We start from the raw sequence: 15,153 nt of genomic DNA, 5'->3' as shown, positions 1-15,153 counted from the left end.
GGCGGGCCGCCCACCGCTCAGTGCTCGTGCGGACCGTGCCGGTGCACCGGGCCGTGCGCGTCCGCGCAGTGCGGGTCGACCGCGTCCTCGCCGCGCCGGCCCACCGTCAGCAGGGCCTCCTGCACGTGGTCCACCTGCAGGGTGGTGTGCGTGATCCCATACTCCTGCGCGAGCAGCCGCTCCAGCTCCCGCCGCACCGCGTGGCAGTCGCCGGCCGGCTCGACGAGCACGTGCGCCGACAGCGCCGCCTGGCCGGAGGTGATGGTCCAGATGTGCAGGTCGTGGACCTCGGTGACGGGCCGGAGCCCGACGAGCCGGTCCCCGACCGCGTCCGGGTCCAGGTGCGCCGGGGCGGCCTCGAGGAAGATCCGGCCGGACTCGCGGACCAGCCCGTAACCCGCCTTCACCATCAGCGCCACCACCACGAGCGTGGCGATCGCGTCGGCCTGCACGAAGCCGGTCGTCAGGACGATCAGGCCGGCGACGGCGGTGCCGATGAAGGCGAAGAGGTCGTTCAGGATGTGCTGGTAGGCCCCCTCGACGGCGAGCGAGGAGCGGTTCGCCCGCGAGATGCACCAGGCCGCGGCCACGTTCACCACGATGCCGGCGAGCGCGGTGACCAGCACCAGCCCGCCCGCCACCGGCGGCGGATCGATCAGCCGCCGCACCGCCTCGTACGCCAGCCAGAGCGCGAGCAGCAGCAGCGTGAGCCCGTTGGCCTGGGCGGACAGTATCTCCGCGCGCTTGAGTCCGAACGTGAACCCGCCGCGCGCCGGGCGGGCCGCGAGCCGCATCGCGACGAGCGCGAGCACGATCGAGACCGCGTCGGTGAGCATGTGCGCGGCGTCGGAGATCAGGGCCAGCGACTGGGCGATGATGCCGACGGCCACCTCCACGGCCATGAACGCGCCGATCAGGCCGAGCGCGATTGCCAGCCACCGCCGGTCGGCGTCCGCGGAGACGCCGTGGCTGTGCCCGGCGTGGTCGTGGTCGTGCCCCGCCCCGTGGTCGTGGCCCGCCCCGTGGTCGTGGCCCGCGCCGCGGGTGCGGTCGTCTTCCTGCGTGTGGTCGTGCACGCCCATCTCGTCCCCCGTCCGTTCGGTTCCGACGCGTGAAGTGAAGCGCACCGCGAAGCAATGGGCAAAGGCTGCAACGGGGACCGTTGTCATTACCCATAAGAGGCCTCTGACCTGCGGTGATGTCACCGCGACGCGAACGGTCGCAGCGGCCGCCGAATCGACACGGGCCGACCCCGGGCGGAGCCTGGAAGAGATCCCGGGCGGAGCCTGGATGAGATGCGGTCGCGACGTCTCGACAGGGCAGGCTCTGGCGAAGGAGCGATCGATGACGAAGCCCGACACGGGTCAACGCGGCACGAAGACGGCAGCCAACGACCTACCCGCGCGCCGGCGACCCCGCTGGGGCCGGGTGCTGGTCGCCCTGCCACTGGTGGCGGGCCCGCCTCGCTGAATGCGCCGCAGGCCGCGGCCGACGACGACGTGTCGATCACCTCGGCCGAGGTCACCGGCACCCTCATTCCCGGGAGGACCTTCGGCGCGAAGCTGAAGATCGTGCCATCACCTGCAAGAAGGCCCCGGCCCCCTAGCAGCAGCAGGGCCGCGCAAGCCGGGAGATCCCGCGCGCGGGCCGCAGACGCGCGGCCCGCGCGCCGCACCGATCGGTGAGACGCTTGCTGCATGGCCGAAAGGCGAGCGAGCCCCGAGGTCCGGTGGCCTGCGGAGCCGGACATGAGCCTCGCGCTCAACCACATGGGCACCTTCGACTGGGACCTCGACAGCGGGCGCATGCACCTGGACTCCACCGCCCTCGAGGTCCTCGACCTGCGTCCCGAGGAGTTCAGCGGCACCCCCGCCGGGCTGCGCACCCGTATCGGACCGTCCGAGGCGGCCCGCCTCGACGCCCGAGTGGCGCAGGCCCTCAAGGACGGCCGCAGCCACTACGGGGTCTACGTCCGCAGCCGCCGGCGCGACGGGTCCCCCGCCTGGACGCACATCCAGGGCCACATCCTGCGCGACACCGACGGCCGCCCGTACCGGGTCATCGGGATCCTGCGCGACGCCGCCCACGACCCCGGCGAGCCCGGTGCGGGCGGGGAGCGGGCCGAGGGGCGGCGCCGGATGACCGGCGTCGTCGAACGGACCACCGCGATCCTGGCCCACGCCCGCACCGTCAACGACGTCACCGACGTGCTGAAGGACCCCGAGGCCCTCGGCCACCTCGGCGCGGTCAGCGTGATGCTCGGCATCGTCGACGGCGCCCGGATCCACCTCGTCGCCGAGGGGCAGCTCGGCTCGTACGTCCCGGAGATCGAGTACACCCGCATCGACGCCCGGTTCCCGATGAGCGAGGCCGTGCGCAGCCTCCAGCCGGTCTTCATCGCCTCCCGCGAGGAGTTCCAGCACCGCTACCCGCTGCTGTGGCCGTACATCGAGCCGCTGTCCGTGCGCAGCGGGGTCTACCTGCCGCTGATCGCCCAAGGACGGGCCATCGGCGCGCTCGGGCTGCTGTACCGGCGCGACGGCGACTTCACCGCCGAGGAACGCAACGTGCTCGTCGCACTCGGCAGCGGCATCGCCCAGAGCCTGCAGCGGGCCATGCTCTTCGAGCAGGAGCACGACCTCGCCGAAGGCCTCCAGCGGGCCATGCTGCCGCGCCGGATCCCGCAGGTGCCGGGCAGTCGGATCGCCGTGCGGTACCGGGCCGCCCGGATGGGGCGGGAGATCGGCGGGGACTGGTACGACGTGGTCCCGCTCGGCGACGGCCGGATCGGGGTCATGGTCGGCGACGTGGAAGGCCACGACACCGACGCGGCCGCGGTCATGGGCCAGCTGCGGATCGTCCTGCGGGCGTACGCCGCCGAGGGCCACACCCCCGACATGGCGATGGCCCGGGCCTCAGCCTTCCTGCGCGACCTGGCCACCGACCGCCTCGCCACCTGTACGTACGCCGAGGTGGACCTGAACACCGGGATGCTGCGGCTGGTCCGCGCCGGGCACCACGACCCGGTCGTGCGGCGCGGCGACGGCACCGCCCATCCCGTCCAGGTGGCCGGCGGACTTCCCCTGGGGCTGGCGCCGCGCGAGGCCCCGCCAGGGGGCCGGGCGGGCTCCGGTTATCCCGTCACCAGTCTCGAACTGCACCCCGGGGACACGCTGGTGCTGTGTACGGACGGGCTGCTCGCACGGCCGTACGCGGACGACCCCGACGCGGGCATGCGCGAGCTGATGGACGCCGTCAGCAGGGGCCCGGCCGACGTGGAGGAGCTGGCCGACGCCCTGTGCGACCTGCTCGGCGACGCGGGCGCCGGGGACGACATGGCCCTGCTCCTGCTGTGCCGCCGCGGCACCCCGAGCCCGCGCGGCGGCGGGCCGCTGCGGCTGCGGCTCACCCCCGGCGACGCCGAGGGGCCGGCGATGGCCCGCCACCTGATCCGGGCGGCCGTGGCGGCGTGGGGGGCGCGGGAACTGGCCGACGCGGTCGAACTGGCCGCGGACGAGCTGATGACGAACGTGCTGGTGCACACGGACGGCGGCGGCCACGTCAACGTCCGGATGACCGCCGCCGGGCGGATCAGGGTCGAGGTCGAGGACTCCAGCAGCGCCCTGCCGCATCGGCGGGAGGCGGGTGACTGGGCGGTGTCGGGGCGGGGTCTGCTGCTGGTGGACCGGCTGGCGCGGGAGTGGGGCGTGGAACCGCGGGGCGGGGGCAAGTCGGTCTGGTGCGAGTTCGCCCTGCCGCCGCCGTGACCCTGTCGGGCGCAGCCCCTGCGGGGCTCCCGCTGCGCGGAGCCGTTGCGGCCCCAGGCCCCGCTCGCCTCAAACGCCGGCGGGGCTGGATGAATCCAGCCCGCGCGGCGTTTGAGCGCACCGGGCGCCAAGCGCCCGGAACGGGGTCCGGGCGGAGCCCGCCACGCGGCGGAGGCGCACATCCGGCACAGTGGGAAGGGGCGGGATGGGGAACGGCTCACGCAGCGGGAAAATCGGATGAACTCGGGCGCTACCGCCCAGTAGCGTTGCCTCCCATGGAACCACTGACCGAGAAGCAGATCCGTTCATCCTTCGTGAACTGCACCAAGGGCGAGGCGGCCCGGCTGAAGCTGCCGCCGAACTTCGACGAACTCCCCTGGGAAGACCTCGACTTCCTCGGCTGGGTCGACCCGGGCGCCCCCCTCCGCGCCCACCTCGTACGCCCCGGGACCGACACCGACGGCACCCCCGTCGGCATCAGCCTCCGCGTCCCCGGCACCAACCGCACGAGCGCACTGAAGTCCAGCGTCTGCCAGATCTGCCTGACGGCGCACGCCGCCTCCGGCGTCTCCCTGCTCGTCGCCCCGCTCGCGGGCCCCCGCGGACGGGAGGGCAACACCGTCGGCTTCTACGTCTGCGCCGACCTCGCCTGCTCGCTCTACCTGCGCGGCAAGCGGCAGCCGAAGCTGCGCGGCCGCGCGTACGAGGAGACCCTGACCCTCCAGGAGCGGATCGAGCGCGCCCTGATCAACCTCGACGCCCTCACCGACAAGGTCACAGTCGGACGAGACTGACCTCGGTCGCCTTCACGCTCGTCCACACCTTCGAGCCGTCGACCAGGCCCAGCTCGGCGGCGGCCTCGGGGGTGATCTCCGCGACCAGGTCGGGCGCCTCGGCCGGGGACACCAGCACGCGCAGCCGACTGCCGACCGCGGTGATCTCCCGTACGGTCCCCGGCCAGACGTTGCGCGGGCTGCCGCCCGGCCGGTCGCGGTGCACCGACACCGCCTCCGGGCCGATGATCGCGAGCGCCGCGGCCCCCTCGGGCAGAGCCTCGGCCACCACCAGCCGGCCCCCGGACGGCAGTACGAGCCCGTCGGCCGACGTGGTGCCCGGCCACGCGTTGCGGCCCAGCATCCGGGCCACCCACGGGGACCGCGGATGCCGGGTCACCTCGGCGGGCGGGGCGTCCTGGAGGGTCCGCCCGTCGGCGAGTACGAGCACACGGTCGGCGAGCGACACCGCCTCGACCGGATCGTGCGTGACGATCAGGCAGACCCCGCCGAACCCGGCCAGATGCGTGCGCAGCGTGTGCCGTACGCGGGCCCGCGTGGCCTGGTCGAGCGCGGCCAGCGGCTCGTCGAGCAGCAGCAGCCGCGGCCGGGCGGCGAGCGCCCGGGCCAGCGCCACCCGCTGGGCCTGGCCGCCGGACAGCTGCCCGGGCCTGCGGCCGGCGAGGTGGCCGACGCCGAGCCGGTCCAGCCACCGCTGCGCCTCGCGCCGGGCGCCGGCCCGCGGCACCCCGCGGGCGCGGAGCCCGTACGCGGTGTTGGCGAGGGCGCTCAGGTGCGGGAACAGCGCCCCGTCCTGCGGGACCCACGCCACCTGCCGCCGGTGCGGGGGCAGCTCCGTGACATCGGTGTCGCCGAGCCGGAGCTCGGCCCGGGCGCGGGGGGTCAGGCCGAGCAGGGCGCGCAGCAGGGTGGTCTTGCCGGCGCCGTTCTCGCCGACGACGGCGATGGTGGTGCCGGGCTCGGCTTCGAGGGTGAGCTCGTTGAATCCGGTGACCGTGGCGTGCAGCGGCCACTGCCCGTCCCGCTCGCGGTCCCGGTCGCCGTCGCCGTCGTCGGCGCCGACGACGGCCGCCGGGGCGTCGGCGGGCGGGGCCTCCTCGGCCGCGGGCTGCGGGGCCCCGGCCGGCCGGCGGCCGAGCGGGGTACCGGTCCAGCGGCCGCGCAGGGCGATCAGTACGGCCATGGCGATCGCGAGGAGCAGCAGGGACACCGAGGTGGCGGCCTCCGGCTTGTCCTGCAGCAGCAGGTAGACCTGCAGGGGCAGGGTCTGCGTGGTGCCGGGCAGGTTCCCGGCGAAGGTGATGGTCGCCCCGAACTCGCCGAGCGCACGCGCCCAGGTGAGCGCCGCGCCGGCCACCAGACCGGGGGCCACCATGGGCAGGGTCACCGTGAAGAACACCCGCACCGGCGAGGCGCCGAGCGAGGCGGCGGTCTCCTCGTAGCTCGGCTTCAGCCCGCCGAGCGCACCCTCAAGGCTGATCACGAGGAACGGCATGGCGACGAAGGTCGCCGCGAGGACCGCGCCCGACGTGTGGAAGGGCAGGGTGATGCCGAAGGCGTCCTCCAGCCAGGGCCCGAGGAGCCCGCGCCGGCCGAAGCCCAGCAGCAGCGCCACACCGCCGACCGTGGGCGGCAGCACCATCGGCAGCAGCACCAGCGAGCGGACGAACGCCTTGCCCTTGAACTCCACACGGGCCAGCAGCCAGGCGAGCGGCACGCCGAGGAGCAGCGAGAGGCCGAGCGCCCACGCCGACACGAGCAGCGAGAGCCGCAGGGCCTCGACGGTGCCCGGGCTGGTCAGGTGCGTGCCGAGCTCGCCCCACTCGGTGCGGGTGAGGATGCCGACGAGCGGCAGCAGCAGGAACGCGACGGCGAGCAGCGCGGGCAGCGCCAGGGTCACGGGGGGCCGGTTGGGGGTGCGGTGTCTGCTCATGGGTTTCCTGGCTGAAGCGTACGGGGGCGGGTGCGTACGGGCGGACGGGACATATGCCGGGAGGGACTGCCTGTCCCCCCGGACCAGGCAGTCCCTCCCGAACCTCTCCGGCGGACGGGCCGGTCAGGCCTTCTGGAAGCCCGCGTCCTGGAGGATCTTCTGCGCCTCCGGGCTGCTCAGCCAGGCCACGAACGCGGTGGCGGCCTCGGCGTTCTTGGACTGCTTGACCGTGGCAGCCGGGTAGGAGGCCACGGCGTTCTGGTCGTCCGGGATCTCCACGGTGTCGACCTTGTCTGCGGACTTCGCCGAGTCGGTCTTGTAGACGAGGCCGGCGTCGGCCTCGCCGAGCTCGACCTTGCTCAGGACGGCGCGGACGTTGGGCTCCTGGGAGACCGGCTTCACCTCGACCTTCTGGGCGTCGAGGATCTGCTTGCTGTAGCGGCCGACGGGGACCTCGGGCGCGGCGAGCACCACCTTGATCTTGGTGTCGGCGAGGTCCTTGAGTCCGGCGATCTTGAACGGGTTGCCCTTGCCGGTGGCGATGACCAGGCGGTTCTTGGCGATGATCGTCGGGTCGTTCGTCTCGGCCTTCAGGCCGTCCATCGTCTTGGTGTCGGCGGTCACCAGGGCATCCGCGGGGGCGCCCTGCTTCACCTGGGCGGCGAGCTCCTGCGAGCCGGCGAAGGAGAAGGTGACCTTCGTGCCCGGGTGGGCCTTCTCGTACGCGGCGCCGGCCGCCTTGAAGACGTCGGTGAGGGAGGACGCGGCGAGGACCGTGAGGTTCGCGGCCTTGGGCTCGGCGGAGGCGGAGGCCGAGGCGCCCGAGCCGGTGTCGTCGGCCTTCTTGTCGTCGCTGCCGCAGGCGGACAGCGCGGGCACGAGCAGGGCGGCGGCCAGGGCGGCGGCCATGGCGGTGCGGCGGTTCACGGGGAGGAAGGCGAAGGACATGAGCAGGTGCTCCTCGGTCGGGTCGGCGGCCGGACGGTGCCGGCTGCGCGGGACGGCGACCCGCGCCGGTGACGGCGGAGCGGGCGGGGACGGGGACGGGGACAGGGATGGGGGCGGGCGGGGCCGGCGGCCGGACGCGAGCGGCCGGATCGGCGGAGCCGGCCGGGCCGCTCAGGTGCGGTCGATGTGCACGCCGGTGGACTTCACACGGGCGGTGGCCTGCATGCCGACCTTGAGGCCGAGCTCCTCGACGGCCTCGCGGGTGAGCAGGGACACCAGGCGGGGGGGTCCGGCCTGGATCTCGACCTGGGCGGCCACGTCGCCGAGCTTGACGGCGGTGACGATGCCCGGGAAGGCGTTGCGGGCCGAGGTGTACGGCTCGTCGTCCTCGGTGTGGGCGCCCTGGCCCACTTCCACGGGGAAGGCGGCCAGGTCGCGGCCGTCGATCAACCGTCGGCCGGCGTCGTCGCGGTGGGTCGCGACCCGGCCGGCATCGGCCCAGCGGCGGGCCGTGTCCGGGCTGACGCCCAGCAGACGCGCCGCCTGCCCGATGGTGTAGGACTGCATGTGCGACAAGGTAGGTGCACGCATGGCGCATGTGCAATTCTCTTGGGGCGATACACATGGCACATGCGATAGGACTGGGAGCTTCCGCCAAAACCCGTTCCGTTGCCGGCCCTCCGGATCGCTAGAGTCGGTGCCATGGCAGATCACGCAACGGGCAAGGGCGCGAGCACGGGAACGAGCGCGGCAGCGGGTCCGGGCGCCGGCACCGAGACGGGAAGTGCGCGGGTGGACGCCTGGATCTGGTCGGTCCGCCTCACCAAGACCCGCTCGATCGCGGCGACCGCCTGCCGGGCGGGCCACGTGAAGGTCAACGGCGAGCGTGCGAAGCCGGCCCAGTCGGTGAAGGCGGGGGACGAGGTGCGGCTGTTCCACGCGGGGCGCGAGCGCATCGTGGTGGTCAAGCGGCCGGTGACGAAGCGGGTGGGTGCGCCGGTGGCCGCCGAGTGCTTCGTCGACAACAGCCCGCCGCCGCCGACCGCGGTCGAGGCCGCGGCCGTCGGCATCCGCGACCGGGGCACAGGCCGCCCGACGAAGCGCGACCGCCGGGAACTCAACACCCTGCGCGGCCGCTGACCCTCCGTCTCCCCGTCTCTCGTCTCGACGTCCCGTCGACGGCCCGGCGGCAAAATCCGGTGGCGGACCCGGGCCGCCGCGGCTCACCATGCAGCGCATGAGCGATCAACCCGAGCGATGGACGCAGGCAACGGTCTACACCGACATGTGGGCCGACCCCGACGCTGACCCCCGCAACAACGAGGACAGCCCGGACGGCGAGCTCGCGACCCTGCAGGACTTCCTCGCGAACTACCGCATGACCCTGCGCATGAAGTGCGAGGGCCTTGACCCGGAGCAGTTGGCCCGCCGGTCGGTCCCGCCCTCGACGATGTCGCTGCTCGGCCTCCTCCGTCACCTCGCCGAGGTGGAACGGGACTGGCGCAACTGGCTCGGCGACGGCGAACCGCTGCCGAAGCTGTACGGCGCCAAGGACGCGGACTTCCACGGGGCCGCCGCCGAGCAGGCCGTGGTCGATGCCGCGTACGCCGATCTGGAGCGCGAGCAGGCCGCGACCGACGCCGCCCTGGCCGAGCACGAGGACCTGGGCCGGCGCGTCGGGAAGGACGGGATAGCCGTCCGGGAGCTCATGGTGCACCGGGTCGAGGAGTACGCCCGGCACTGCGGACACGCCGACCTGCTGCGCGAGTGCGTCGACGGAAGGGTGGGCCAGTGACCGGCTCCGGGCGCCACCCCTCCGGCTCGCCCTGATCCGCCGAACGGTCGCCCGGGCCGGGGCCGGTGGCGTACCGGCCGCGACCCGGGGTCAGGTCTTGCGGTAGCCGTAGGCCTCCTCGGCGGCCGCGGCCACCGCGTCCAGCCCGGCTCCCGTCGAGGCCGCCACCACCGCCGCCACCGCTCCCTCCAGGAACGGGGCGTCCACCAGCCGGGCCCCCGGAGGCAGTTCCTCATCGGCCAGCAGCGACTTCACCGTCAGCACCGCACTGCCCAGGTCCGCGATCAGCGCGACGCCCGCTCCCCGGTCCACCTGCCGCACGGCCGCCGCGATCAGCTCCGCGCTCGTCCCCAGCGAGCCGTCCTCGGTGCCGCCGGCCGCAGCGACCGGAGCGACCGCTCCGCCCGCGGCCAGGCCCGTCGCGAGCTCCGCCACGGACTGCGCCACCCGCGCGCTGTGCGACACCAGCACGATCCCGACCTCCTGCCCGGTCATCCCGCCACCTCCGCGAGCGCCTCCAGGAGCAGCGCGGACGAGGTCGCCCCCGGATCCTGGTGCCCGATGCTGCGTTCCCCGAGATAGCTGGCGCGGCCCTTGCGGGCCAGCATCGGCACCGTCGCCACCGCGCCCTCCTGCGCCGCATCGGCCGCCGCCCGGTACGAGGTGGACAGCGCCGCCAGCCCCGGCACCAGCGCGTCCAGCATCGTCTTGTCGCCCGGCGCCGCCCCGCCGAGCTGGGCCACCGCGGCCACGCCCGCGGACAGGGCCTGGCGCAGCGCGTCGTCGGAGACCTCGGCGGCCTCCCCGAGCTCCTTGCCGGTGCGCCGCAGCAGCGTCCCGTACAGCGGGCCGGACGCCCCGCCGACCGTGGAGATCAGCGTCCGTCCCGCCAGCTGGAGCACCGCTCCCGGCGTGCCGGGCGGTTCGCCCTCCAGGGCGGCCTGCACCGCGGTGAAGCCGCGCAGGAGGTTACTGCCGTGGTCGGCGTCCCCGATCGGGGAGTCCAGCTCGGTCAGCCGGTCGGCTTCGCGGGCCACGGCGGCCGCCGCCGCGGCCATCCAGCGCCGGAAGAAGTCTGCGTCACGCACCTCGGTCTCCTCGCCTCGCCCCGTCAGGTCCCGCCCCAGTACCGCCCCGTCCGGTCCCGTCTGCGCACACCCTACGGCCGGCCCCGCGCTCAGCATCCCCACCGCAGCGCGGCGGTCCGCACCGGCGCGTCCCACAGCCGCACCAGTTCCTCGTCCGCACGGCACACCGTCACCGAACAGCCCGCCATGTCCAGCGAGGTGACGTAGTTTCCGACCAGCGACCGCGCCACCTGCACGCCCCGCGCGGCCAGGGCCGCGGCCACCTCCGCGTGGAACCCGTACAGCTCCAGCAGCGGGGTCGCGCCCATGCCGTTGACGAGGACGAGCACCGGGTCCTCGGCGGGCCCCACCTTCGCCACCTCCTCCATCACGGCGGCCACCGCGGTCTCCGCGATCTCCCGCGCCGGCATCATCGGCCGCCGCTCGCGGCCCGGCTCGCCGTGGATGCCGATCCCCAACTCCAGCTCGCCGTCGGGGAGATCGAAGGTCGGGCTGCCCTTCGCCGGGGTCGTGCACGCGCTCAGCGCCACGCCGAAGCTGCGCGAGGACTCGTTGACGCGCCGGGCGAGCGCCGCGACCCGCTCCAGCGGGGCGCCCTCCTCGGCGGCCGCCCCGGCGATCTTCTCGACGAACAGGGTGGCGCCGGTGCCGCGGCGTCCCGCCGTGTACAGGCTGTCGGTGACGGCGACGTCGTCGTTCACCAGCACCTGCTCGATGCGTACGCCGTCGTCCTCGGCGAGCTCGGCGGCCATCTCGAAGTTCAGCACGTCGCCCGTGTAGTTCTTGACGACGAACAGGACGCCCTGCCCGCTGTCCACGGCCTTCGCGGCCCGCAGCATCTGGTCGGGCACGGGGGACGTGAACACCTCGCCGGGGCACGCGGCGGAGAGCATGCCGAGCCCGACGAAGCCGGCGTGCAGCGGCTCGTGGCCGGAACCGCCGCCGGAGACGAGGCCGACGCGGCCGCCCTCGCGCGCGTCGCGCCGTACGACGACCCGCTTGTCGGCGTCGACCTCCAGCTCGGGGTGTGCGGCCGCCATTCCGCGCAGGGCGTCGGCGACGACGGTGTCGGCACTGTTGATCAGCATCCTCATGTGCATCTCCCGGGGTGAGGGCGGCGGGTGCGTAGGCCCGTCGGCGACCGGAGCGAGCCTATGCGGCGGGCCGCGCAGCGTCACGTAACCGGCACGGAAGGTGACACCGCCTGTGCCGCTCCCGGGCCCCTGTTCCGGGTGCCTCGCGCCCGCCGACGTTCGAGCGAATGTTCGAGCGGAGCGTTAGGGTGGACCCATGCGCGCGACCCAGAGTCTCCACGGTCTCCAGGGCTCCCTCTTCGACCAGGGTGAGGAGATCCGCCTCGGCCCGCTCACCGGCCTGCGGCGCACCGAGCTCGGCGCCGGGGCCTGGGTGGACCGGCTGCCCGGCTGGCTCACCGGGGCCGACGCGCTCTTCGAGCACCTCGCCGCCGAGGTGCCCTGGCGGGCCGAACGCCGGCAGATGTACGAGCGCGAGGTGGACGTACCGCGCCTGCTCTGCTTCTACGGCGAGGGCGAACCCCTGCCGCACCCCGCGCTCACCGACGCCCGCGAGACCCTGACCCGGCACTACGCCGCCGAGCTGGGGGAGCCCTTCACCACCGCCGGGCTGTGCCTCTACCGCGACGGCCGCGACAGTGTCGCCTGGCACGGCGACCGCATCGGCCGCTCCGCCACCGAGGACACCATGGTCGCGATCGTCTCCGTCGGCGACCCCCGCGACCTCGTCCTGCGCCCCCGCGGCGGCGGCCCGACCCTGTTGCGCCTGCCCTTGGGCCACGGCGATCTCGTCGTGATGGGCGGCTCCTGCCAGCGCACCATGGAGCACGCGGTGCCGAAGTCCACCCGCGCCGTCGGCCCCCGCATCAGCATCCAGTTCCGTCCGCGGGGCGTCCGCTGAAGCACCTCCGACCAGGCGTGTCAGTACCCCCAGACGCTCAGCTCCGTGATGCCGGCGAACAGGTGCTCCCACGCCTGGCCGCCCGGCTCGTCGCCGTCCACCGAGAGCGGCTCCAGCTCCGCCGCCTCGCGCAGGAAGGTGGTGTGGCCCAACTCGCCCGGCCACGGGTCCCAGCACGCCCCCATGAACCGGCGCACGGCCTCCAGCAGCCGGACGAACGTCTCGGTGTCCCGGGCGAGGGGGAACGGCCCGTCGCCGTCCCGGACCATCGACACCGCGCCCGTCTCCGGGTGGACCAGCACCGGCCCGCCGTCGTCCCCCCACGCGAACGTCCCCAGGTGCAGCAGCCCGTCGGCATCGGGCTGCGGGTCCTTCGGCCCCGAGGCGGTCCAGGCCAGCTCGAACGAGACCACCCCGGCCGCCCAGTGCGTGGGCAGGCCCGCCGTGGCGATCAGCTCCCGGGTCGGCCGGTGGGTGAGGACCCCGGGCTGCTGCTCCGGCGGTACGCGCACCACCCACTCCGCGCCGAAGACCGCCTCCAAGCGGTCGGCGTCCAGCGGCGTCCCGTTGGGCGTGGGGCCGGCGAACCACGGCTCCCCCGTACCCCAGGAGGCACGCTCCGCTGTGCCTGATGCGTCTGATGCGTCTGATGCGCCCGCCGCGGGCGCCGGGGTGCCGCGTTCGACCACGGCGATTCCGCGGGCCTCGACCAGCAGGAACCGGTCGTCACCGAGCGGAGGGAGCCACTCCCAGGTCTCGGGGGTGTGCAGCCCGTCCTCGCCGTCCGGGTCGAAGAGGCACGGGCCGTCCGGGTCGTAGTCCTCCTCGCGCGCGGTGGCCTCGCCCTCCGCCGGCTTCGGCGCCGGCTCACCGGTGGCCGCGTCGAACCACCGCTCCTCGGTCCACAGCGACCACACCTTGAGGAGGACCCGGCCGTCCGCCGTGTCGTAGAGCTCGGTGGCGGCCTCCCCGCTCAGGTTCGGGTCGGCCCGGTAGGCGCCGACGGGCCGCCACCAGGCCCAGACCGTCCGCCACGGCATGGCCGGCTCGGCGGCCGCCACGGCATCGGCATAGGCGTCGTGCCCCAGCACCTTCGCGGCGAAATGCAGCCACGAGGCGAACTCCGCCCGGGGCACCTCCGCCCCCGCGAGCACCGCACCGGCCTGGGCGAAGACCTCGCGGCCCACACCGCCGCCGGTGTCCGGCAGTTCGAGCAGCTCCGCCAGCTCGGCGGGGCCGGCCTCCAGGACGGCGGCGGGGGAGGAGAAGAAGGTGTCAAGATCGTTGCGAGGCATGCGGACATGGTGCCACCCGCCTCCGACATCCCGGCCCGGGGCCGTCGGCCAACCACGCGGCCACCGGGCCCGGTTGGCCGGCCTGCGGTCACCGGGCCGGGATCACCCGCTCGCGGTCCGCGCTGCTGACGAGGCGGTGCCCGCCGGTGCCGCGGATACTGCCGATGCCGCCGCCCGGAGCGCCCGCAGGGCCAGCAGCAGGATGCCGATGTCGTCCAGGTACACCGGGTCCGGGAGCAGGTCCACCGGCGAGACCGTGTAGACCACGGCCAGCCAGAACAGCGCCTTGTCCCGCAGCGGAACCCCCGCGTCGACCAGCAGGCGCCGCGCCCTGACCACCCGTACCAGCAGCACCGCGGCCGTGACCGCCAGCCCGAGGGCGACGACCGCGGCGAGCACCAGCCAGACCGTTGTGTCCATGCGTCTCCTATACCCGTCCGCCGTCCGCCGTCCGCCGTCAGCCCTGCGCGCGGAGCCGCCGGCTGACCTCGCCCAGCCCCTCGGCGATCGCGTCGAGCTGCTCGGGCGTGAGGACGTCGATGAGCGCCTCCCGTACGGCCGCCACGTGCCCGGGGGCCGCCTCGTCCAGGCGGGCGCGCCCGGCCTCGGTGAGCACCGCGAAGACGCCGCGCACATCGGAGGGGCAGCTGCGGCGGCGGACGAGGCCCGCCTTCTCCAGCTGGGTGACCTGGTAGGTCAGACCGCTCTTGGAGTTGATCAGCCCGTTGGCCAGCTCGGTCATCCGCAGTTCGTGGTCCGGGGCCGCCGAGAGCCGTACGAGGATCTCGTACTGGGGGTGCGAGAGCCCGGCCTCGTCCTTGAGCTGTTGGTCGAGACGGCGGTTCACCAGGGCCGACGCGGCCAGGAAGCCGCGCCAGGCGTGCATCTCGCGATCGTCGAGCCATCTCGTTTCAGCCATGCGCCCAGGGTACCGGGTTGTTCGAATTTGAATCAATCGGTACTGTCAGGTCCGGCGGGTTCGAATTTGAACTACTCCCGCCCCCGCCGCCCGACCGGAAGGAATCCCCCATGACCAGCCCCTCCGCCACCGCGACGAAGCCGCAGGCCGCCACCCGGGTCGCCGCCCCCCTCGCCCTCTCCACCCCCGGCCACGACACCGGCCTCCTGCTGCTGCGCCTCGTCCTCGGCCTGACCATGGCCGCCCACGGCTCGCAGAAGCTCTTCGGCTGGTTCGGCGGCGGCGGGATCAGCGGCACCGGCCAGTTCTTCACCGCCAGCGGCTACCCGGCGGGCGAGTCCATGGCCGTCGTCGCCGGCCTGACCGAGATCCTCGGCGGCCTCGGCCTCGCCGTCGGCCTGCTCACCCCGCTCGCCGGCGCCGCCGTCGTCGGCACCATGATCAACGCGATCGCCGTCCACGGCACCGGGTCGTTCTTCGCCCCGAAGGGCATCGAGTACGAGATCCTCCTGACCGCGGGCGCCGCCGCCCTCGCCCTCACCGGTCCCGGCCGCTACGCCGTCGACCGCCTGCTGCCCGTGCTGCGCGCCCACCGCCTCGCCCACGGCGCCCTGGCCGTCGCCCTCGGCGTCGTCCTCGCGGCCGTCACGCTCCTCGCCCGCAACTAGCGCCGCGTGCG

16 protein-coding genes are annotated in these 15,153 nt (G+C 74.3%); 6 read left to right on the top strand and 10 right to left on the bottom strand.

Going from position 1 to position 15,153, the window contains the following annotated elements:
• Positions 1-17 precede the first annotated feature (17 nt).
• Positions 18-1,082, bottom strand: coding sequence for a cation diffusion facilitator family transporter (locus tag AB0F11_RS04625; RefSeq protein ID WP_362168377.1), 1,065 nt, complete (start codon positions 1,080-1,082; stop codon positions 18-20).
• Positions 1,083-1,697: 615 nt separating this feature from the next.
• On the opposite strand from AB0F11_RS04625, the gene AB0F11_RS04620 reads away from it, so the two are divergent.
• Entirely contained in the window at positions 1,698-3,767 is a 2,070-nt protein-coding gene (locus AB0F11_RS04620) for a SpoIIE family protein phosphatase (protein ID WP_362168375.1), read from the top strand.
• Positions 3,768-4,042: 275 nt separating this feature from the next.
• Positions 4,043-4,561 carry an FBP domain-containing protein gene (locus tag AB0F11_RS04615; RefSeq protein WP_362168372.1) on the top strand — a complete coding sequence of 173 codons (519 nt, stop codon included), beginning with the start codon at positions 4,043-4,045 and terminating at the stop codon, positions 4,559-4,561.
• Here AB0F11_RS04615 and AB0F11_RS04610 read toward each other — a convergent pair.
• The 3 genes from AB0F11_RS04610 to AB0F11_RS04600 all read right to left on the bottom strand — a co-directional run bounded on the left by AB0F11_RS04610 (position 4,542) and on the right by AB0F11_RS04600 (position 8,009).
• On the bottom strand, positions 4,542-6,494 hold the full coding sequence (locus AB0F11_RS04610) for an ABC transporter permease (RefSeq protein WP_362168370.1): 1,953 nt from the start codon (positions 6,492-6,494) through the stop codon (positions 4,542-4,544). The genes AB0F11_RS04615 and AB0F11_RS04610 overlap by 20 nt on opposite strands.
• 123 nt (positions 6,495-6,617) lie before the next feature.
• Positions 6,618-7,442: a molybdate ABC transporter substrate-binding protein gene (gene modA / locus AB0F11_RS04605; RefSeq protein WP_362168367.1), complete on the bottom strand. Its 825-nt coding sequence runs from the start codon at positions 7,440-7,442 to the stop codon at positions 6,618-6,620.
• Positions 7,443-7,613: 171 nt separating this feature from the next.
• On the bottom strand, positions 7,614-8,009 hold the full coding sequence (locus AB0F11_RS04600; RefSeq protein ID WP_362168365.1) for a helix-turn-helix transcriptional regulator: 396 nt from the start codon (positions 8,007-8,009) through the stop codon (positions 7,614-7,616).
• A 135-nt stretch (positions 8,010-8,144) separates the two neighbouring features.
• Here AB0F11_RS04600 and AB0F11_RS04595 point away from each other — a divergent pair, with 135 nt between their 5' ends.
• Positions 8,145-8,582: an RNA-binding S4 domain-containing protein gene (locus AB0F11_RS04595; protein WP_362168363.1), complete on the top strand. Its 438-nt coding sequence runs from the start codon at positions 8,145-8,147 to the stop codon at positions 8,580-8,582.
• 88 nt (positions 8,583-8,670) lie between these two features.
• On the top strand, positions 8,671-9,237 hold the full coding sequence (locus AB0F11_RS04590; RefSeq protein ID WP_362168360.1) for a DinB family protein: 567 nt from the start codon (positions 8,671-8,673) through the stop codon (positions 9,235-9,237).
• Positions 9,238-9,327: 90 nt separating this feature from the next.
• Here AB0F11_RS04590 and AB0F11_RS04585 read toward each other — a convergent pair whose 3' ends face one another.
• From AB0F11_RS04585 to dhaK, 3 genes are all read right to left on the bottom strand, one after another.
• Positions 9,328-9,732, bottom strand: coding sequence for a PTS fructose transporter subunit IIA (locus AB0F11_RS04585; protein WP_362168357.1), 405 nt, complete (start codon positions 9,730-9,732; stop codon positions 9,328-9,330).
• Positions 9,729-10,325, bottom strand: coding sequence for a dihydroxyacetone kinase subunit DhaL (dhaL, locus tag AB0F11_RS04580; RefSeq protein WP_362168354.1), 597 nt, complete (start codon positions 10,323-10,325; stop codon positions 9,729-9,731). The genes AB0F11_RS04585 and dhaL overlap by 4 nt, the downstream gene beginning before the upstream one ends.
• Positions 10,326-10,414: 89 nt before the next feature.
• The gene (gene dhaK, locus AB0F11_RS04575) at positions 10,415-11,419 is read right to left on the bottom strand and encodes a dihydroxyacetone kinase subunit DhaK (RefSeq protein ID WP_362168351.1); all 1,005 of its coding nucleotides are present in this window, start codon (positions 11,417-11,419) and stop codon (positions 10,415-10,417) included.
• Positions 11,420-11,615: 196 nt separating this feature from the next.
• Here dhaK and AB0F11_RS04570 point away from each other — a divergent pair, with 196 nt between their 5' ends.
• Entirely contained in the window at positions 11,616-12,260 is a 645-nt protein-coding gene (locus tag AB0F11_RS04570) for an alpha-ketoglutarate-dependent dioxygenase AlkB (protein WP_362168348.1), read from the top strand.
• A 20-nt stretch (positions 12,261-12,280) separates the two neighbouring features.
• Here AB0F11_RS04570 and AB0F11_RS04565 read toward each other — a convergent pair whose 3' ends face one another.
• The 3 genes from AB0F11_RS04565 to AB0F11_RS04555 all read right to left on the bottom strand — a co-directional run bounded on the left by AB0F11_RS04565 (position 12,281) and on the right by AB0F11_RS04555 (position 14,474).
• A complete protein-coding gene (locus AB0F11_RS04565; RefSeq protein ID WP_362168346.1) occupies positions 12,281-13,555 on the bottom strand; it encodes an SUKH-4 family immunity protein in 1,275 nt (424 codons plus the stop codon).
• Between the two features lie 102 nt (positions 13,556-13,657).
• Entirely contained in the window at positions 13,658-13,975 is a 318-nt protein-coding gene (locus tag AB0F11_RS04560; RefSeq protein ID WP_362168343.1) for a DUF1232 domain-containing protein, read from the bottom strand.
• 37 nt (positions 13,976-14,012) lie between these two features.
• Positions 14,013-14,474 (bottom strand): MarR family transcriptional regulator, encoded by a 462-nt coding sequence (locus tag AB0F11_RS04555; protein ID WP_362168340.1) that lies wholly within the window; start codon positions 14,472-14,474, stop codon positions 14,013-14,015.
• A gap of 110 nt (positions 14,475-14,584) precedes the next feature.
• On the opposite strand from AB0F11_RS04555, the gene AB0F11_RS04550 reads away from it, so the two are divergent.
• A complete protein-coding gene (locus AB0F11_RS04550) occupies positions 14,585-15,142 on the top strand; it encodes a DoxX family protein (protein WP_362168338.1) in 558 nt (185 codons plus the stop codon).
• The last annotated feature ends 11 nt before the right edge of the window (positions 15,143-15,153 follow it).

Source organism: Streptomyces sp. NPDC032472 (assembly GCF_040636955.1).
Lineage (GTDB): Bacteria > Actinomycetota > Actinomycetes > Streptomycetales > Streptomycetaceae > Streptomyces.
Note: the sequence above shows the minus strand (reverse complement) of the source record. Positions and strands in the feature narration are given on the sequence as shown.